This is a genomic window from Streptomyces sp. NPDC058619 (assembly GCF_042717785.1).
GTDB lineage: Bacteria > Actinomycetota > Actinomycetes > Streptomycetales > Streptomycetaceae > Streptomyces.
In genome coordinates, this window is record NZ_JBHXQN010000043.1 from 20,498 (window position 1) to 39,594 (window position 19,097).

General features: G+C 75.5%; 19 protein-coding genes. 18 read left to right on the top strand and 1 reads right to left on the bottom strand.

Annotated features, from left to right (window positions below; all coding sequences use genetic code 11):
• Positions 1-116 precede the first annotated feature (116 nt).
• Genes ACFWTC_RS29485 through ACFWTC_RS29505 form a run of 5 tightly spaced genes read left to right on the top strand, consistent with a single transcriptional unit; the run spans position 117 to position 6,967 of the window.
• Entirely contained in the window at positions 117-1,427 is a 1,311-nt protein-coding gene (locus ACFWTC_RS29485) for a flavin reductase (protein ID WP_384028818.1), read from the top strand.
• Between the two features lie 29 nt (positions 1,428-1,456).
• Entirely contained in the window at positions 1,457-2,740 is a 1,284-nt protein-coding gene (locus ACFWTC_RS29490) for an acyl-CoA dehydrogenase family protein (protein WP_384028820.1), read from the top strand.
• Positions 2,737-4,251, top strand: coding sequence for an aldehyde dehydrogenase family protein (locus ACFWTC_RS29495; protein ID WP_384028822.1), 1,515 nt, complete (start codon positions 2,737-2,739; stop codon positions 4,249-4,251). The genes ACFWTC_RS29490 and ACFWTC_RS29495 overlap by 4 nt, the downstream gene beginning before the upstream one ends.
• A complete protein-coding gene (locus ACFWTC_RS29500; RefSeq protein ID WP_384028824.1) occupies positions 4,248-5,432 on the top strand; it encodes an FAD-dependent oxidoreductase in 1,185 nt (394 codons plus the stop codon). The genes ACFWTC_RS29495 and ACFWTC_RS29500 overlap by 4 nt, the downstream gene beginning before the upstream one ends.
• Entirely contained in the window at positions 5,429-6,967 is a 1,539-nt protein-coding gene (locus ACFWTC_RS29505) for an aldehyde dehydrogenase family protein (RefSeq protein ID WP_384028826.1), read from the top strand. Before ACFWTC_RS29500 ends, ACFWTC_RS29505 begins: the two co-directional genes overlap by 4 nt.
• A gap of 5 nt (positions 6,968-6,972) precedes the next feature.
• Here the strand turns inward: ACFWTC_RS29505 and ACFWTC_RS29510 are convergent, their stop codons facing one another.
• On the bottom strand, positions 6,973-7,257 hold the full coding sequence (locus ACFWTC_RS29510) for a Dabb family protein (protein ID WP_383927040.1): 285 nt from the start codon (positions 7,255-7,257) through the stop codon (positions 6,973-6,975).
• A gap of 105 nt (positions 7,258-7,362) precedes the next feature.
• On the opposite strand from ACFWTC_RS29510, the gene ACFWTC_RS29515 reads away from it, so the two are divergent.
• The 13 genes from ACFWTC_RS29515 (at position 7,363) to ACFWTC_RS29575 (ending at position 19,002) form a co-directional block, all read left to right on the top strand.
• Positions 7,363-9,147, top strand: coding sequence for a nitrilase-related carbon-nitrogen hydrolase (locus tag ACFWTC_RS29515; protein WP_384028828.1), 1,785 nt, complete (start codon positions 7,363-7,365; stop codon positions 9,145-9,147).
• 5 nt (positions 9,148-9,152) lie between these two features.
• Positions 9,153-9,959, top strand: a complete 807-nt coding sequence (locus ACFWTC_RS29520) for a hypothetical protein (protein WP_384028830.1) — start codon at positions 9,153-9,155, stop codon at positions 9,957-9,959.
• The gene (locus ACFWTC_RS29525; RefSeq protein ID WP_384028832.1) at positions 9,956-10,990 is read left to right on the top strand and encodes a dienelactone hydrolase family protein; all 1,035 of its coding nucleotides are present in this window, start codon (positions 9,956-9,958) and stop codon (positions 10,988-10,990) included. The genes ACFWTC_RS29520 and ACFWTC_RS29525 overlap by 4 nt, the downstream gene beginning before the upstream one ends.
• Positions 10,991-11,048: 58 nt before the next feature.
• Positions 11,049-12,239 (top strand): Rieske 2Fe-2S domain-containing protein, encoded by a 1,191-nt coding sequence (locus tag ACFWTC_RS29530; protein WP_383927052.1) that lies wholly within the window; start codon positions 11,049-11,051, stop codon positions 12,237-12,239.
• 4 nt (positions 12,240-12,243) lie between these two features.
• Positions 12,244-13,062 (top strand): hypothetical protein, encoded by an 819-nt coding sequence (locus tag ACFWTC_RS29535; RefSeq protein ID WP_383927055.1) that lies wholly within the window; start codon positions 12,244-12,246, stop codon positions 13,060-13,062.
• Positions 13,059-14,033, top strand: coding sequence for a hypothetical protein (locus tag ACFWTC_RS29540; protein WP_383927058.1), 975 nt, complete (start codon positions 13,059-13,061; stop codon positions 14,031-14,033). The genes ACFWTC_RS29535 and ACFWTC_RS29540 overlap by 4 nt, the downstream gene beginning before the upstream one ends.
• On the top strand, positions 14,030-14,866 hold the full coding sequence (locus ACFWTC_RS29545) for an SDR family oxidoreductase (RefSeq protein WP_383927060.1): 837 nt from the start codon (positions 14,030-14,032) through the stop codon (positions 14,864-14,866). Before ACFWTC_RS29540 ends, ACFWTC_RS29545 begins: the two co-directional genes overlap by 4 nt.
• On the top strand, positions 14,863-15,576 hold the full coding sequence (locus ACFWTC_RS29550) for a hypothetical protein (RefSeq protein WP_383927063.1): 714 nt from the start codon (positions 14,863-14,865) through the stop codon (positions 15,574-15,576). Before ACFWTC_RS29545 ends, ACFWTC_RS29550 begins: the two co-directional genes overlap by 4 nt.
• A complete protein-coding gene (locus ACFWTC_RS29555; RefSeq protein ID WP_383927066.1) occupies positions 15,577-16,323 on the top strand; it encodes an arylmalonate decarboxylase in 747 nt (248 codons plus the stop codon). It begins immediately after the preceding gene.
• A gap of 98 nt (positions 16,324-16,421) precedes the next feature.
• Entirely contained in the window at positions 16,422-17,147 is a 726-nt protein-coding gene (locus tag ACFWTC_RS29560; RefSeq protein ID WP_384028834.1) for an FG-GAP repeat domain-containing protein, read from the top strand.
• Positions 17,131-17,301: a hypothetical protein gene (locus ACFWTC_RS29565; RefSeq protein WP_384028836.1), complete on the top strand. Its 171-nt coding sequence runs from the start codon at positions 17,131-17,133 to the stop codon at positions 17,299-17,301. The genes ACFWTC_RS29560 and ACFWTC_RS29565 overlap by 17 nt, the downstream gene beginning before the upstream one ends.
• Positions 17,298-18,698, top strand: a complete 1,401-nt coding sequence (locus ACFWTC_RS29570) for an aldehyde dehydrogenase family protein (protein ID WP_384028838.1) — start codon at positions 17,298-17,300, stop codon at positions 18,696-18,698. Before ACFWTC_RS29565 ends, ACFWTC_RS29570 begins: the two co-directional genes overlap by 4 nt.
• A gap of 145 nt (positions 18,699-18,843) precedes the next feature.
• The gene (locus tag ACFWTC_RS29575; protein ID WP_384028840.1) at positions 18,844-19,002 is read left to right on the top strand and encodes a hypothetical protein; all 159 of its coding nucleotides are present in this window, start codon (positions 18,844-18,846) and stop codon (positions 19,000-19,002) included.
• The last annotated feature ends 95 nt before the right edge of the window (positions 19,003-19,097 follow it).

Genomic DNA, 19,097 nt, shown 5'->3' on the forward strand with positions numbered 1-19,097 from the left:
CCCATGGGAAACAGCGGGGTTCGCGGGCGTCCGTTTCGTTGACACCACAACGGGCCCGTCGTTACGCTGGGGGATACAGCGTTTCACTAGAGGAAACAACGACCAGCGGGGGTGCGATGACCACCGTCATCGACGAAACGACCTTCCGTCAGGTGCTGTCCCGGTGGCCCAGCGGCGTGGGGATCGTCACCACGGCCGGGGCGGACGGGTGGCACGGAATGACGGCGAGTTCGTTCAGCAGCGTGAGCCTGGAACCACCTCTCGTCCTGGTCTGCCTGGACCGGGCGATCCGCTCCCACGATCTGCTCATACGCAACGGCGTCTTCGCCGTCAACGTCCTGGGCCGCGACCACCTCGCCCTGGGGCGCCGGTTCGCGGGCATGGAGGCCGGCGTCACCGACCGCTTCGCGGCGGGCGACTGGCTGCCCGGCGCCACGGGCAGCCCCGTCCTGACGGACTCGGCCGCCTGGGTGGACTGCCGGGTCCTGCACCGGTATCCCGGCGGGGACCACACCATCTTCCTGGGAGAGGTGGTCGCCGCGGGAGTACCGCGCATCACCTCCCCGCTGCTCTTCCACTCCCGCTCCTGGGGGCAGTTGGCCGATCCGCTCCCCGACTGGGTGGACCTGGCCGACACCGGCCTGTCCGGCGCGGCCGCGGCCGCGCCGCACACCGCGCGGCTGGCCCGCGCCCTGCGGCTGGCCGGCGTGCGCGTGCGCACGGCGACTCCCTCAGGCACGGCCGGTGGCGCGGACGGGGCCGGGCCCGACGGCCTGGGCTGCTCCTCGGTCCACGTCGTCGACAGCGCGGCCGCCGTCGCCGCGGCCGCGGCCGGCTCCGCCGCCGTCGAGTTCACCGTCGCGCCGGACGGCGACGGCGCGCGGGCCGCGGCGACGGTCCGGGCGGTGCGCGGCGCCGGACACCCGGACACGCTCGTGGTGGCCCGGATACGCGACGCGCTGCGCCCGGGGCTGGCCCGGGCCTGCCTGCTGACCGTGCAGCGGCTGACCGCCGCAGGCTGCGGGGAGATCGTGCTGGAGGAGCCCGCGGAAGGACTCGACGACGCGGACGGCGCCTCGCCGCTGGCGCTGCGCCGGCTGCTCCAGGACGCGGTCCCCGAGGCCGGGGCCGTGCCGCTGCGCCTCGCCCTGCGCGACCACCACGGCCTCGGCCTGGTCAACGCCCTGACCGGCATGAAGAGCGGGGTCCGCTGCTTCGAGACCGCCCTCGGCGGCCACGGCGGCGCGCTGGCCACCGAGCGGCTCGTCCTGCTCTGCTCCCGCATGGGCGTCGCCGCCCCCCTGGACGGCGCCGCGCTGCGGGCCCTGCGCGCCGAGGCACGTGTCCTGCGCCCGCAGCCGCCCGCCGCACCCGCACCCTGCTCCCCCACGCCGGCCGCTGCCTCCCGCGCCCCGGAGCCCCAGTAACCAGGAATCCCAGTAAGGAGACACCGCTGATGACCACGCTCCAGCTCACGGGCGCGCACCTGCTCGACCGCATGACGCCGACCGAGCGGGCCCGCGCCGAGCGCGTCGAATCCGTCCTGCCCGCCCTGCGGGAGGCGGCCGCCGACGCCGACGCGCAGGCCGCCTTCCCGGCGGGCCACACCGGGCTGCTGCGGGAGGCGGGGCTGCTCGGACTCGTCGTGCCCGAGGAGTACGGAGGCCTGGGCGGCGGTCTGCGCGACCTCGCGGCCGCCACCTACGCCATGGGCACGGCCTGCCCCTCCACGGCGCTCGCCTTCTTCTTCCACAACACCAGCGCCTCGCGCGGTCTGCTGCCCCTGGAGGCCATCCGCGCGGGCCTGTTCACGCCGGAGGAGATCCCGGTGGTCACCGCCTTCGCCGAGCGGGTGCTGACCACGATGGCGGCCGGCTCGTGGCTCGCCAACTTCGCCAGCGAGTCGGCCAAGAGCTCCGCCGCGAACATCTCCATCGCCACCACCGCCTCGCGCGCCGAGGGCGGCTGGGTCATCTCCGGGGAGAAGTCCTTCGGCTGTGCGACCGGGGTCGCCGACGTCTACCTCGTCACCGCCCGGCTGGAGAAGACCGACTCCGCCGAGGGCCTGGCCATGTTCCTCGTACCGCGCGACGCCGCCGGAGTGTCCTCCCGCCCGCCCTGGAACGGGCTCGGGATGCGCGGCAGCGCCAACCACGGCATCCGGCTCGCCGAGGTCTTCGTCGCCGACCGGGACGCGCTCGCCGTGCCCGGCGCCTTCACCCGCATGCTCCAGGTCAGCCGCGGCAGCTTCGTCGGCAACCAGCTCGCCATCGCCGCCGTCTACACGGGCGCCGCGCAGGCCGCGTACGACTACACGCTGGAGCTGCTGACCCGCAAGACCTTCGCCGACACCGGACGGCCGATCGCCTCCTCCCCCATGCACCAGGTCCTCATCGGGGACATGACGCAGAACCTGGAGACCGCCTACCAGTGGCTGCGGCGCCAGCTCGAACTGGAGACCTCCGAGCCGCCGATCAGGCCCAAGCCGGAGGTGTTCAGCCAGTGGCGGCTGGGCAAGGGCGCGGTCACCGAGGCCTGCTTCGCCGTCGCCCTGGGCGCCCTCAAGGCGTCCGGGACGTCCGAGGCGCGGCTGGACGGCGTGATCGGCCGCACTCTGCGCGACCTGGCGATGGGGCTGGTGATGACGTTCCCCGCCGAGCGGGGCCGCCTGGAGGCCGCGAAGATCGCCACCGAGGCGCAGGAGAACGCACTGTTCGCGACGCTGGGGGAAAGCCGGTGACCCCGCCGCCGCCCGAAGCCGGCGCGGCCGTCTCCCCCGGTCCGCCCGCCGCCCCACTTACCGGGCTGCCCGGTACGGCCGACCTCGTCGGCGGTGCGTGGGAGCCCTGCACGGTACCCCTCGGGTTCGACCTGGAGGATCCGGACACCGGCGAGCCCGTCCGCCCGGCCCTCAGCAGCTCCGCCGAGCGGGTCGAGGCGGCGCTGGCGGCGGCCGCCGCGCTGCACGCCTCGGGGGCCTGGTCCGGCCTGCCGGACGAGGACCGCGCCCGCGCCCTTGAGAGCGCGGCCGCGGCGGCCGAAGCGGCCGCGGAGCACATCGTGGCGGCGGAGGCCTTCGCCACCGGGGTGCCGCTCGGCCAGACCGCCGCCCTCGGCGTCATCCTCTCCGGCGCATTCCACATCGCGGCGGCCCAGTTGCGCTCCGGACTGCTGCGGCGCACGGTCACCGGCCACGGCGGCCACCCGGTGCTGGTGCGGCGCGCGCCGCTCGGGCCCGCCCTGTGCGTGGTGCCGTACAACGCCCCGGCGCCGATGGCCGCCCACAAGGCGGCCAGTGCGCTGGCCGCGGGCTGCCCGGTCATCGTCAAGGCACCGGAACTGGTCCCGTATGGAACCCAGTTGCTGGTGGAGGGCGCCGCCCGGGGGCTGGCGGCGGCGGGGGCGCCGCCGACCGTGCTGCAACTGGTGCACGGGGACGCCGCGACCGGGGCCCTGCTGGTGGCCGACGAGCGGACCCGCGTGGTCTCCTTCACCGGCGGCACGGAGGCGGGCCGCCGGATCGGCGCCGTGTGCGGCCTGGCCCTCAAGCCGGTCCAGCTCGAACTGGGCGGCAACAACCCGCTGCTCGTGCTGCCGGGCGCCGACCCGGAGGCCGCCGGCCGGATGGCGGCCGGGCTGCTGACGACGCTGAACGGCCAGTGGTGCCGGGCCCTGGGCCGGCTGATCGTGCCCGCCGCCCTGGCGCCGGAGGTCCTGGAGGCCGCCGGCCGCGCACTGGCCGCGCTGCGGGCGGGCGCCCCGCTGGCCCCCGGCACCGGCTTCGGCCCACTCGCGCACTCCCGCCACCACACCGCCCTGACGGCGGCCGTGCGCGAGCTGACCTCGGCCGGGGCCGAGGCCCACACATGGACCGAGATACCGGCGCGCGGCAACCACTTCGCCCCGCACCTGATCACCGGGGCTCCCGAGGAGGGCACCCGCCGGGAGCTGTTCGGCCCGGTGGCCGCCGTCCACACGTACGAGCGGGAGGAGGAGGCCCTGTACCTGGCCAACTCCACCGGCTACGGCCTGGAGGGGTACGTGTGCGCCGCGGACCCCGAGCACGGGCTGCGCGTGGCCGCCCGCATCGCCGCCGGGGAGGTCAAGGTGAACGGCTCCTCGGTGATGAGCCTCCACCTCGACACCCCCCGCCCGGCCTGGGGGGCCTCCGGCCTGGTCGACGAGGGCAGCGCCGAGACGCTGCTGCACTTCACCGGCGCCCGGGTCACGGGCGTGGAGGCGGCCCGGTGAGCGCGGCCGAGCCGGTCCTGGTGGCCGGGGCGGGGCCGGTGGGCCTGACCGCCGCACTGGTCCTGGCCCGCCGGGGCGTGCCCGTGACCGTCCTGGAGGCCGGCGAGGAGCTGGCGGCGGAGTCCCGCGCCTCCACCTTCCACCCGCCCACCCTGGAGATGCTGGCCGCACTGGGCGTCGTGGACGCGCTGCTGGCGCGGGGCCTGGTCGCGGACGCCTTCCAGTTCCGCGACCGGCGCACCGGGCCCGTCGCCACCCTGGACCTGTCGCTGCTGGCCGGGGACACCCCGTACCCGTACCGGCTCCAGTGCGAGCAGAACAAGCTGACGCCGCTGCTCCTGGAGGCCCTCGGCCGCCTGCCGCGCACCGAGGTGCGCTTCGGGACGCCCGTGGCCGGGGTGGAGCGGACCTCGCGGGGCGTCCACGCGGTCCTGGCCGACGGCAGCCGGGTGCCCGGCGCCTGGCTGGTCGGCGCGGACGGGGCGCATTCGGCCGTGCGGCGCGCGGTGGGGGCCGAGTTCCACGGGATGACCTATCCGGAGCGGTTCTTGGTCGCCTCGCTCGACGAGGATCCCCGGGCCGTCCTGCCGGACCTGGCGCCCATCGCCTACGTCCTGGACCCTGACGAGTGGATGGTGCTGCTGCGGACCCCCGACCACTGGCGGGTGCTGCTGCCCACCCCGGACGGCACCTGCGACCGGAGCGAGCTGGCCCGGCTGCCCGGCCGGCTGCGGGAGGTCACGGCGCGTGCGGACGGGCCGGCCCTGGCCCACGCCAGCCTGTACCGGGTCCACCAGCGGGTGGCCGGCACCTTCCGCAGCGGCCGGGTGCTGCTGTGCGGGGACGCCGCGCACGTGAACAACCCTCTGGGCGGCATGGGCATGAACAGCGGCATCCACGACGCCGTGCTGATCGGCGGCGCGCTGGCGGACCTCCTCACCGGGGAGGGGACCGAGGAGGACCTGACGGACCGCACCGAGGAGCGCCGCGCCTGCGCGCTGCACTACGTAGGGGCCGACACGCACGCCAACTGGGAGCGGCTGCGCGCCCGGGACCCGGCACAGCAGGCCGCGCTGGTTGCGGAGTTGCGGGCGACCGCCGCGGATCCGGTGGCGGCGCGGCGCTCCCTGCTGCGCAGCTCGATGATCGACTCGCTGCGCGGGGTCGGGTGGTCGCGGTGACGCCGACGCCGCGGGAGGCCGCCACGATCACGGTGGAGAATCCGGCCCGCACGGACCGGCCGGTGGGGAGCGTACGGGCGCACACCGGCGCGGAGGTGGACGCCGCGGCGGTGGCCGCAGCCGCCGCGGCGCCCGGCTGGGCCCGCACTCCGGAGGCGGACCGGGCGGCGGCGCTGCTGCGGATCGCCGCCGGGCTGGAGGCGGCCGCGGAGGACCTCGCGGTGCTGCTGGCCCGGGAGTCGGGCAAGCCGCTCGGCGACTGCCGGGGCGAGGTGGGCTACGCCTGCGCGGTACTGCGCTGGTATGCCGAGCAGGCCCCGGCGCTGCTGTCGCGGCGCACGATCGACGACGCGGGGGGCCGGCTGGAGCGGCGGCTGCGGCCGTACGGGGTGGTCGCCGCGCTGACCCCGTGGAACGCACCGGTGATCCTGACCGCCGTCAAGCTGGCCCCCGCGCTGGCCGCGGGCAACGCGGTGGTCGTCAAGCCGTCGCCGCTGGCGCCGCTGGCCGTCTCGGCGTTCCTGGCGGGGGCGGCGCGTGAACTCCCGCCGGACGTGGTGCGGGTGTGCCACGGGCACGCGCCGACCGCGCTGCGTCTGGCGGGCCATCCGGGGGTGGGGAAGCTGTCCTTCACCGGCGGGGCGGTGGCGGGCCGGGCGCTCGGCGCGGCCGCCGCGGCGGCGCTGACGCCGACCACGATGGAACTGGGCGGCAACGACGCGGCCGTGCTGCTGGACGACGCCGCGCTGACGGAGGCGGACCTGGACCGGCTGGTCCTGGCGAGCTTCGCGACGGCCGGGCAGGTGTGCATGGCCGCCAAGCGGCTCTACGTGCCGCAGGCCCGGCTGGAGTCCTTCGCCGAGCGGTACGCGGCGGCGGCCGCGCGGGTGCTGCGGCTCGGGGACCCGCTGGACCCGGGGACCACCGTGGGGCCGGTGATCTCGGCGGAGGCCACGGACCGGATCCGCGCGCTGGTCGCCGACGCCCGGTCGCGCGGCGCCACCGCCGTCGAGCTGGGCACCGTACGGCCCGGGACGGACCTGGACGCCGGGCACTTCGTGCGGCCCGCGCTGGTGCTGGGGCTGCGGGAGGACGCGCCGCTGGTGTGCGAGGAGCAGTTCGGGCCGGCGCTGCCCGTGCTGGGCTACGCGGACGAGGACGACCTCGTGGAGCGGGTCAACGCCGGGCCCTACGGTCTGGCGGCGTCGGTGTGGAGCGCCGACGAGCAGCGGGCCTTCGCCCTGGCGGCCCGGCTGGACGCGGGCTTCCGCTTCGTCAACACCCACAACCGGACGGGAATGGCGCTGCGGGCCGCCTTCGGCGGGGTCAAGCGCAGCGGGCACGGCCGGGAGTACGGGGCCGAGGGGCTGCTGGAGTACGTCCAGCCGGTGCTCACGCACGCGCCCGGCGCCTTCCGGGCGGGGGGCGGGGGCATGGCGCCGGGGGCCTACCCGGTGGGCGGCCCGGCGCGCGCCTCTGCGAGCTACTCCGCAAACGGCCCCGCAGGCGCTCCCGCCGGCGGTCCCGCGGCCTGAGGGCGTCAGGGCTCCAGGTGGTCGACGACGGCGCGGTGGGCGAGCCGGGGGCCCAGCCAGGCGGCCAGCGCCAGGTGGTCGGGGTGGCGCTGGTAGGCGGTGAGTTCGCCGGGGTCCGTGTGGCGGGTGGTGAGGGCGAGGTCGTAGGAGTGCTCGGAGCCGGTGACGTCGAGGCCGACGTCCAGGGACGTGATCTGCGGGACGGAGCCGGCCAGCCGCCGCAGCCGCTCGGCGGCTTCGGGGGCGTCGGCGGGATCGGTGAACCGCATCAGAACGACGTGCACCAACACGGTAGTTGCTCCTTCGCTCGATGGCGCCTCCCCCTGTCGCGGGAGGGCGCAGCGAGTGTATGTTCGGGAAACACTGTTCCGCTAGAGGAACCAACGGAGTTCACCATGGACGAAGCGCGCACGTTCCGCGTCGCGGCCGCCCAGTTCGCCGTGAGCCGGGACCGGAAGGCCAATCTGGCCGCGTGCCTGCGGATGATCGGCGCCGCGGCGGAGCAGGGCGCGATTCTCGTGGTCCTGCCGGAGTTCTGCAATCACCTGTCCTGGTACGACGACCGGGAACAGGCGCTGGCCGCCGCCTGCCGGCCCGGGGACGACTTCCTGCGGCCGGTCGCCGAACACGCCGCCCGGCACGGCCTGTACGTCAAGATCCACGTCACCCTGGCCCGATCCGGCGGCCCGGCCGGGCCGGAGCGCATCACGGCCGCGAGCCTGCTCTACGGGCCGGACGGGGCCCTGGCCGGAGCGGCGGACAAGCAGGTCCTGATGGGCAGTGAGAACGACCACCTGGACCCGGCCACCGAGCCCGGCCCGGTCGTCGACACCGCCCTGGGGCCCGTCGGCCTGTACTCCTGCATGGAGGGGGTCCTCCCCGAGGTGTGCCGGGGCCTGGCCCTGCGCGGCGCCCACCTGCTGCTCAACAGCCTCAACTCCTTCGCCCTGGACGAGGCCGCGTTGCACATCCCGGTGCGCGCCGCCGAGAACCGGGTGTGGGTCATCGCGGCCAACAAGGTCGGGCCGCTGCTCCCGGCGGACCGGATCGGCGCGATCAGCACCGCCATGGGGGTGCCGGCCGAGGCCCTGGACGGGGCGGGCGAGAGCCAGATCGTCGCCCCGGACGGCACGGTCGTCGCCAGGGCCCCCCGGTTCGGGGAGGCCGTCGTCACGGCCGACATCCGGCCGGCGGCCGCCGCCGACAAGCGCCGGGCGGACGGCACCGACGCCTTCGCGGCGCGCCGACCCGCCCTCTACCGGCCGATCGCCTCCCCGCCCGCCCCCGCACCCGCCTTCGCGGGGAGCCGCGCCGGGGAGGTCGCGGCCGCCGTCGTCCGCCCGGCCGGTAGCGGCCCGGCGGCCGTCGAGGACGCCGCCCGGCTGGTACGGGAAGCCGTCGGGCGGGGCGCCGCCCTGATCGTGCTGCCCGAGCTGTTCTGGTACCCGGGCGGCGTCCTGCCCGGCCCGGGGCGACCGGACACCGAGGAGGCCCAGGCCGTGCTGCGGACCCTGCGCGGCGCGCTGGCGGGCGGCGCGGCGTACCTCGCCTGCACGCTCCCGCTGCCCACCGGCCACGCCGGTGTGCTGCTCGACCGGGACGGACCGGTCCTGACCCAGCACCAGCTGCACGACGGCGCCCGCCACCGCGGCTGGGCCCGCGCGGGCGAGGCGCCGGCCCTGCTGACCCACGACACGCCGTGGGGCCGGGTCGCGGTCGTCCTGGCCGACGACGCCGTCCAGCCGGAGACGCTGCGCCTGGCCGCGCTGGCGGGCGTCGACACGGCCGCGGTCTGCCTCGGCGGCGCGGCCGAGCCCTGGGAGTACGCCCTCGGCCTGCCCGAGCGGGCGGCGGAGAACCGGATCAACCTCGTGGCGGCCGGCCACGGCGCCGGCGCCGTCCACGCGCTGCCGGTGGAGTTCGGGCTGTGGCGCTCCCGGGACGCGCCCTTCGACGGCACCATCAGCACGCCCGACAACACGGCGGCCGGACCCGGCCTGACCCTCGCTTCCGTCCGGCCCGACCAGGCCGGGCGGCGGCTGGTCTCGCGCGGGACGGACCTGGTCGACGGACGCCCCTGGCGGCTGGCGGGCGCCCTGGTGGCGCCCCGGCCCGCCGGCGCCGGGCCCGGTACGGACCGCGCCGCCCCCCACCCCCACGCCACCGGAGGAGCACTGTGAGCGACGTGTCGGAGCCACTCAAGGCCGTCCAGGACATGGCGGACGAGGCCCCGGTCACCGATGTGACCGAGACCTTCGTGCAGTGGCAGGATCTGCTGGCCGAACTCAAGGAGAAGATCGCGGCCCGCTTCGAGCTGCACCGGGACCCCTCCACCGAGGAGCTGGAGGCCTTCGGTGCCGAGGCCGACGGCCCGCGCGGCTCGCTGGCCGGCTACACCGGCCCCGAGATCGACTGGATGATCCACTCCTGGGTCGGCGACCCGGAGCACGGCTTCGTCAACCTCCACCTCACCGTCTGGCTGGGCCCGCACGTGCGCGTCCCGCACCTGGGGCTCGCCCTGCTGTGCTGGCCCGGCGGCTGGTTCTACCTCGACTCGGTGCCCCGTACAAGCCTGGTGGCCGACGGCGACTACTACGACCGCTACTACACCCCCGCCGAGGAGGAGTGGCTCGCGGTGCGCGAGGAGTACAAGGACCTCACCTGGTTCACCAGCCGCACCGGTTTCATCCGGGGCAGCCTCTCCCCCACCGCCTACTGCTACTCCATGCCTCGCGACGAGCGGCACGTCGCGCTGGTGCGCCGCCTGATGCACGAGCAGGTCGACCGCTGGCTGGGCTGGGTGGCGGAGGCCGATCCGGTGCCGGCCGCCGAGCGCGGGGCGCTGGCCGCCGCCGACCTGGCGATCCGCCGCAACATCGTGGAGCGCGACCCGGCGAACGTGATGGGCGTACGGTACTTCGGCGAAGAGGTCACCGACCGGCTGGTGCGGGCGCTGTGGGGCGGCGACCGGGCCCTGCCGCGGCCGTCGTGAACCGGGTCCGGTCCGAGTGGCGGGCCTGCCGGGTGCCCGGCCTCAAGGAGCCCTACGACACCGCGCACCTGCGCCTCTTCTACCCCGCCCGCGCCACCGGGTCCGACACCGAGCGGCTGACCGGGGTGATCCCGGCCGACGCCGGGCGCGCCCCCTTCCCGGTGGTGCTCCTGCTGCCCGGCATCAACGTGCCGGCCGACTCCTACCGGTGGCTGGCGGTGCTGCTGGCCGGCCGGGGGTTCGTCGCGGTGACGGCGGAGCTGGTCGGGGAGCTGTTCGGCGGGAGTCGCGGGGTGACTCCGGGCATCGACCTGGAGGCGTGCGTCCCGGGCTCGTACGGGACCAGGGCGACGACGCCGCTGATCGGGGCGGTGCTCGGGGCCCTGGCCGAGCCGGCCCCCGCCTCGCCGCTGGACGGGCTGCTGGACCTGGAGCGGGTGGTGCTGGGCGGTCATTCGGCGGGCGGCACGGTGGCGCTGCAGTCGGCCGCCCATGTGCCGGGGCTGCGCGGGGTGTTCACGTACGGTGCACACACGCTGGTGGCGGGGGCGCTCGGCCATCCGCCGGGCACCGTGCTGCCGGTCGGCGCGCGGGTGCCCGTCCTGCTGATGTCGGGCGAGCACGACGGGGTGATCGCCGCGAGCACGGACCGGTACGGGGCCGCCCCGGCCGCGGACGCCGACCCGGACCCCGACCCCGTCGCCCGCACCTTCGACGAGGCACTGGCCGACGCCGGCGGTGCGCACGCCTGGGTGCGGGTCGCCGGGGCGGGCCACTTCGCCCTCTGCGAGCCGGTCGACGCGACCAGCGCCCGCGGCTTCCTGGAGGCGGCCCCGGAGGCGGGCGGGGACGACGCCGGGAGCCGTGCGCGCCCCCTGATCGGCCGCCTGGTGGCGGCGTTCTGCACAGCGGCACTGCCGCAACCGGGCCCCGCGGACCCCATGGGCCCCCCGGCCCCCGGGGACCTCACCGAGTACGGCGCCCTGCTGGCGCCCCCGCATCCGGGACTGCTCCGCGTGCGGCGCCGCTGATGTCCGCCCCATTCCCCCACCGATGCCGAACCGCCCGAAAGCACGAGGTGCTCCGCTGATGCTGAAGAACTTCTGGTACGCGGTCGAGTTCTCCGACCGCGTCCTGCGCAAGCCGCTGAAGGCCGTCTGCCTCGGCCAGTCCCTCGTGCTCTACCGCACCGCGGCCGGGAAGGCGGTAGCCCTGTCGGACCTGTGCGCGCACCGGGGGGCCGCCCTGTCCGCGGGCACCCTCAAGGACGACTGCGTCGTCTGTCCCTACCACGGCTGGCGCTTCGACCCCGAGGGCGCCTGCACCACGATCCCGGCCAACCAGCCGGGCCGCGGCATCCCGAAGAAGGCGCGGGTCGACTCCTACCCGGTGCGGGAGCGGTACGGCTTCGTCTGGGTGTTCCTGGGCGATCTCCCCGAGGAGGAGCGGCCGCCGATCCCGCACTGGCCGGAGTTCGACGAACTCGTCCAGGACGGGGGCCGGTTCAAGGCGGTCACCGGGGAGTTCCTGTGGCACTCCAACTACGAGCGGATCCTGGAGAACGGCTGCGACATCGCGCACACCCCCTTCGTGCATGCGGGCGCCTTCGGCAATCCGGACCGGCCGGAGGTGGAGGAGTACACGGTCGAGCAGCCCGACGAGTGGTCGGCCTTCGCGACCGTGGCCCTGAACCCGCCCGCCGCCAAGGGGCTGTGGGCCAGGCTGTACACGGACCGCAGGTCCCAGGGCAAGGACCGGCCGCCGGTGGTGACCACGGCGGGCTGGATGCTGCCCAACCTGATCAAGCTGCACGTGCGGCTGCCGCTCGGCAACATGATCATCTACGACACCAACATCCCCGTCGACGAGACCACCACCCTGGTGAAGTGGGTGGCGCTGCGCGACTTCTTCACCGGGGACTGGGCCGACAAGAACGCCCGCAAGCGGGTGCTCTGCATCTTCGACCAGGACGCCCCGGTCGTCGACGGGACCCGTCCCGAGCTGCTGCCGGCCGACCTCGGCGCCGAACTGCACCTGCGCTCCGACATGATCTCCGTCGCCTACCGCAGACGCCGCCAGGAACTCGCCGCCAAGGGCTGGGCGGTGAGCGACGCCGACCGGATCGTCGGCGACGTCCCGGCCCGCAACGCCACCGTCATCGCATCGCCCGGCCGGCGCGCCGTCCCGGAGCTCGCCCGTGCCTGGGAGCAGAAGGCCCAGGGATTCCACCCGACGGTCGAGGGGGCCCAGTCCCCGGCACCGGCCAGTGAGAAGGAGTAGCCCCATGACCTCCCCCGCATCCGTACCGCCGCCCGGCCCGGCCCCGGACGCCCCCGGCGCCCCCGCGGACGGCGCGACCCCGGCGGCCCGGCTCTCCCGGACCGTGCTGGACGCCCTGCTGGCCGGGACGGCGCTCCAGGAGCGGCCGACGCCCTGGACCGTGCTGACCAGCCCGGCGGCCCCCCATCCGGTGGGCTCCGTACGGTACTTCCGCGGCGACGGGCAGGGCGCCGTCGACGCGGTCGTCACCGTCTCCCTGGTGGTGCCCGCCTTCGGCCTCGACAGCCACATGGTGTTCGCCTTCGGCGCCGCGGACGGCCCGCTGCCGCACTTCACCCTGGACTCCGTGCAGGCGGGCGGCGGGTACGCCTTCCACCTGGACCTGGTGCAGCGCGTCGACCTCGCCGTCAGCCCCGCCTACGCGGACCTGCTGTACGGGCCGCTGACCGCACCGTTCGCCCGGGCCTCGGAGATCTCGGGCCTGACCCCGGCGGCGATCAGCCCGCGCCAGCGCTCCCTGATGTCCCCGTGGATGCTGGTGCACCGCGCCGACGAGACGGCGCTGCGGGCCATCACCCCCATCGCCGAGGAGTACCTGGCGCACTGGCTGGAGCTGGCCCGGGCGTTCCCGGCCGACGCCGCCGCCGAGGCCAAGGAGGGCGACGCGGCGCTGCGCGACCGGCGGCTGCGCCAGGCCCTGTTCAGCCGGGAGATCGACCCGGTGTGGGCGCAGGTCGACCGGCTGCTGGGCCCGGCGGCGACCGACGGCCTGCGCGGGCTGCTGGCCACCGGCAGGCTGGCGGACGAAGAGGCCGGGGCATGAGCGGGACCTCAGGGCCCGGACCGAGCGAGTGGCAGCAGCGCATCGCCGGGGAGTGGCACGGCCGGCCCTCGCTGTTCGACGCGCAGGGGACCTGGTGCGGGTACGAGGACATCCGCCGCTCCTCCGAGTTCACCGACGGGGAGACTCTCTACCGGATGGACGGGGGCCTGCGGCAGGGCGGCCCGCTCGCCGGCCGGTTCCAGCTGGCCGCGCCGTTCGCCTTCGGGGTGAGCGACGCCGACGACAACCGCCTCTACACCGGCCCGGACTTCCACGGCAGCGGGCAGCCGTACGGCTCCTTCGTCGACGCCCACTACTACGGGCCGGGCTGGCAGGTGGCGCTGAACACCTGGAACCACGTCCTGCCGGACGGGGCGACGCAGGTCTACTCCTCGGTGCTGTACCAGGGGTGGACCGTGATCGGCTGCTTCAACGGCGTGTACGTGCGCACCACCGACCACGGCACCAGCGAGGCGACCCGCGAACACGTCGCCCGCCACCTGGCGGCCGAGACGGACGCCGGCCCGGTGCCGTGGATCCTGCCCACGAAGCAGTCCGGCGCCTTCACCGGCCGGTGCGAGCTGTGGAGCGCGGAGCAGAAGCACCTCGGGGACGTGGAGGTGGAGGTCGCGGTGCGGGCGGTGGACCTGCTGCGCGCCCGGCACCACGTCACCTGGCGGGGGGCCGGCCTGGACCGGTCCTTCACGGTGGAGCGGCGCCGCGACGGGGCCCGCGAGTTCTGGGAGGGCCCGGACGCCTGGGGCAACGCGCAGGCCTTCGGCCGGGCCAACTTCCCGCTGTGGCACTTCACGGGCGGGGACGTGCACAGGGTGCGCGGGCGGGAGTTCGCCCTGGACGCGCGCCCCGCGATGGCGGCGGGCGGCCGGCTGGCCGTCACCTACGAGCTGTTCGGCGGGAACGCGCTGGCGGCCGTGCTGCACGGCGTACTGGACTGGGAGGCCGCGTCATGACCTCGACGGTGGTGATCACGGGCGGCACCCGCGGCATCGGGCACGGGCTGGCCCGCGCGTTCCTCGACCGCGGCTGCAAGGTCGCCGTCTGCGGGCGGGACGCGGCGGGCGTGGAGGCCGCCCTCAAGAGCCTGGGGGGCGGCGCGCACGCGGTCGGCCACGCCGCGGACGTGACCGACCGGGAGCAGGTCGCCGGGCTGTGGGCGGCCGCCGAGGAGGCCTTCGGCCCGGTCCACGTCTGGATCAACAACGCGGGGGCGACCACGGCCCGCAAACCGCTGTGGGAGCTGGGCCCGCAGGCGGCCGACGCCGTGACGGCGGTCAACCTGCGCGGCGTCGTCAACGGCAGCGCGGTGGCCGCGGAGCACTTCCTGCGCCGGGGCCGCGGCCGGATCTGGAACATGGAGGGCTTCGGCTCCGACGGCCGGACCATGCCCGGCCTCAGCGTGTACGGGGCGAGCAAGCGCGCGGTCACCTACCTCACCGGCGCCCTGGCGGCCGACCTGAAGCGTGAGCGGGAGGCGCGTGTCCACGACGTACGGGCGCTGCTGCTGTCGCCCGGGATCGTGGTCACCGACCTGCTGCTGCACGACTACACGCCGCAGGAGTACGCGAAGGCGCGGCCGGTGCTGAACATCCTGGCCGACCGGGTCGAGACGGTCACCCCCTGGCTGGCGGACCGGGTGCTGGCCGACCGCACGGCAAACGGCGGCCGGGTGGCGTGGCTGACGCGCCGCAAGGCGGCCGGGCGGTTCGCGACGGCCGCGCTGCGCAAGCGGTCGGTGTTGCCGGAGCAGCTGTCGTCGACCGCGGACCGGGAGGGGGACTCGTGAGCGGAGCCCTGGACTATCCGCTGTCCCTCGCGGTCGAGGACTTCGTCCCGGTCGTCCTGACGGGCGTCGGAGCCGTACTGCTGACGGGGCCGCTGCGCGGCCACAGCGCGCGCACCGGGCGTGCGGCCGTCGCAGGCACCGTACTGGTGTTCCTCGGCGGCCTCTCCAAGGCCACCTGGAAGCTGGTGGTGGCCCTGGACGGCCCCGACATCCAGGCCCTGAACAAGGCGCTGTTCCCGTGCCTGTCGGCCGGTTTCCTCCTGCTGGCCCACGCGCTGCTCACGCTGCCCGCCGACGGGAGCGATCCGGCTTCCGTACGCAGGCCCCCGCCGCTGTGGGGGTTCGCCGCGGTCTGGGCGGCCACCGGGGCCGCGGGGCTGCTGCTGGCCTCGACGGCGCCGCACATGGTGCTGACGATCGTGGCCGTCACCGTCTGCGCGGTCCGGCTGATCCTGCTGGCCCGTTCGCACGGGGACGGCGTGGCGGCGGCCGCGGGCGGGCTGTGGCTGACCGGCATGTACGCCTTGGGCCCGTTGGCGGCCCGACCCGACCAGAGCGTGGCGCTCCAGTGGGTGGAGCAGTCGGCGAACACCCTCACCCAGGGGGCGTTCGTCCTGCTCGCGTGGCGGCTGACGAAGCACCGGCGCGCCGCCCGCACCCCCTCCCCGCTCTCGTCCTCCTCCCTCCCCTCCGGCCGATCGGCGGCGTGAATGACGGACAGTCTCGGCTGGCGGCGCAAGTTCGGCGTCATCGCCCCCAGCACCAACACCATCGTCCAACCCGACTTCGCCCACATGTCCGTACCAGGTGTGACCTCGCACTTCTCCCGCATCCACATCCGCAACCAGAACATGGACCAGGACGCGGGCATGGAGCGGCTGCTGGAGCAGATCCGCGACGAGATCGGCGGGGCGTGCGAGCGGGTGCTGACCTGCGAGCCGGACTACATGGTCATGGGCATGAGCGCGGAGACGTTCTGGGGCGGCGTCGAGGGCAACCGGGCCTTCGTGCAGCAGATCCACGACATCACCGGGCTCCAGGTGGCGACCGGCGCCGAGGCCTGCGAGCGCGCGCTGCGCCTGTTCGGGGCGCGGCGGATCGCCGTGGTGACCCCCTACCAGCCGGTCGGCGACGCCAACGTCGACCGGTTCTTCACCGAGCTGGGCTTCGAGGTGGCCGGAATCAAGGGCCTGCGCTGCCCGACGGCCGTGTCCATCGCCCATGTGACGGAGGCCGAACTCCGCGCTGCCCTCATCGAGTTGGCAGCGCTGCCGGGCGTGGAGGCGATCGTGCAGTGCGGGACCAACCTGTCGATGGTCTCGCTCGCGGACGAGGCGGAGCGCTGGCTCGGGCTGCCCGTGATCGCGATCAACGCCGCTACGTGGTGGATGGCGCTGCGGGACAACGGCTGCAACGACGTCCTGCACGGCTGCGGCACCCTGCTGCGTGAGCACTGACCCGCCTGCGACACGGCAGGGCCGGGGACGGCCCCGCACCCGGGCCCCGCCGTGCGACCTCCCCCCACATGACCTGCCCACCCACGATGAGGTACTCCGTGCCCGCACTGATCCGCACGGCCATGGCCGTGCTCGTCGCGCAGTCGCCCTGGATCCCTTTCCCCAACGAACCGGCCCTGTCGGACGTCGACGGCGACGGGGACCGCGACGGGCGGCGAGACCTGGTGACGGTCGGCGAGTCCGCCCGGCCCGTCACCCGGATCGAGGGCCGGCCGCCGGCCAACGCCCGGATCCAGGTCTTCCGGGGTATCGGCGGGCCCGAGCGCTTCAGCAGCGAGCCGATCGACGTCGCGGCCGGCGGCGGCGCGCTGCTCCCCGTCGTGGAGGACATCGACTCCGACGGCGATCTGGACCTCGTGTCCCCGCAGTACTTCGAGCCCAAAGCCGCGTACGTCTGGCTGGAGCGCACCGCCGCACCCAGCCCGGACCACCCGATGGGCACCTTCGCACGGCACGTCATCGACACCACCCAGGGCAGGGCCATCGCGCTGCGGCCGGTACGCAACCTCTACGGCGACGGCCGGACGACGTGGGTGGGCGCCAACCACACCAACACGGCGTTCCCCGCCGGGCTCGGGCGAACCGGCCTCGCAGGTGGTCGGGTTCTCCGTACCGGCGGATCCGCGCTCCGCGTGGACGCCGACCGCCGTCTCGAACGGCATCACCGCACGGGGGCGAGCCGGCCAGGCCGCGCCCGGTGTGTTCGGCAGCGGGGACATGGACGGGGATCGCGACATCGACCTCCCGGTGTCCGGCGACGGTGACGACCGGCTGTTCTGGCTGGAGCAGCAGGCCGACCACACCTTCGCCACCCACGTCCTCGCGACCGGCGCCGGCCACGGCGGCCGGCGCCCGGGGTTCCCCGTGCCCGCCGCCCAGCCAGCCAGCCAGCCGACAAGGGAGTTGACACCAGCATGACCGCACCGGACATCGACCGCACGCTGGCCCGGTCCCGCGAGGCCGCCGCCGACTGGGGCTCGCTCACCTTCGGCGAGCGGGAGCGCCGGTTACGCCGGTGGGCCGCCGAACTGGCACGCTCCCGGGCGGCCGTCACCGCCGTGATCCGCGAGGAGACCGGCAAGCCGGCGGCCGACGCCGAACTGGAGCTGCTGGTCGGCCTGGAACACCTGGCCTGGACCGCCCGCCACGCCCGCCGGGCGCTGCGCCCGCGCCGGGTGTCGCCGGGGGCGCTCTCCGCCGAGCACCGGGCGCTGGTGGTGCGCCGGCCCCTGGGGGTGGTCGGTGTGATCGGGCCGTGGAACTACCCGGCCCTGACCCCGCTCGGCGTACTGGCCGGCGTCCTGGCAGCGGGCAACGCGGCCGTGTTCAAGCCGAGCGAGTACACGACGGAGACGGGCCGGGCGCTGGTGGACGCCTTCCACCGGGCGAACCCCGGCTCGGCGGACGCCCTGCGGCTGCTGACCGGCGGGGCCGGGGCCGGAGAGGCGCTGTGCCGGGCGGGCGTGGACAAAGTGGCCTTCACCGGTTCCACCCGGACCGGCCGGGCGGTGATGGCCGCCTGCGCCGACTCCCTCACCCCGGTGGTGCTGGAGTGCGGGGGCAACGACGCGCTGGTCGTGGCCGCGGACGCGGACGTACGGGCGGCGGCGCGGGCGGCCGCGTGGGGGGCGTTCTCGAACGCCGGGCAGACGTGCGCGGGCGTGGAGCGGATCTACGTGGACCGGGCGGTCGGCGAGGCGTTCCTCGGGGCGCTGACGGCGGAGCTGGCGCCGGTGCGCGCCGGCGATCACTACGGGCGCCTGACCACCCCGGAGCAGGAGAAGGTGGTGCGCGTCCACGTCGAGGACGCGGCGGCCCACGGCGGGTGCTTCCTCGTCGGCGGGCCCGAGTCGTTCCGGGCGCCAGGGCTGGTGGATCCGGTCGTGCTGGCCGACGTGCCCGAGGACCGGCCCGCGGTGCGGGAGGAGACCTTCGGGCCGGTGGTGGTGGTACGGCTGGTGCGGGACCTGGACGAGGGCGTCGCGCTCGCCAACGCCGTCCCGCAGGCGCTGGGCGCCGCGGTCTTCTCCCGCTCGGCGGACGCGTCGGTCGCCGGGCGGCTGCGGGCGGGCATGGTGTCGGTGAACGGCGTGCTGACCTTCGGCGGCATCCCGGGCCTGCCGTTCGGCGGCAACGGGGCGAGCGGCTTCGGGCGGGTGCACGGGCGGGAGGGGCTGATGGAGTTCACCTCCGCGCAGGCCGTGACCGTGCGCCGCGCGCAGCTGACCGGCTCAGGACTGACCCGGCTGCGCACCCCGTGGTGGAAGCCGCTCGCGCTGCGCGCGCTGATCCGGCTGCGGCACCGGCGCGGCTGACGGCGCCGGGACCAAGGTCCCGCCCGCTCGGGACCAGCCTCCCAGACGCGAGGGCTCACCCAGTCGAGCAATCCTGGGTTCCCGGTGCTATCCCTTGTCCTTCTCAGCATCCCTCCGGGAACCCTCAACCGGAACGGATGAACCCATGTCGGATCTTGACCGCAACAAGCAGGTCGTCGTCGACCACTATCAGACGGCCTTCGGCGGCGACCCGCAGAAGGTCGTCGCCGACCACTTCGGCCCGGTCTACGTGCAGCACAACCCGGACGCCCAGGACGGCCCGAGGCGTTCATCGGCTTCGTGACGTCCCCAAGTCCGCCGCCAACGGCAACGGCGTGTTCTGACACCACCTCGGCGCCGGCCGTGCGGGAGGGGGCCGGCGCCGTGCGGCGCCGGCCC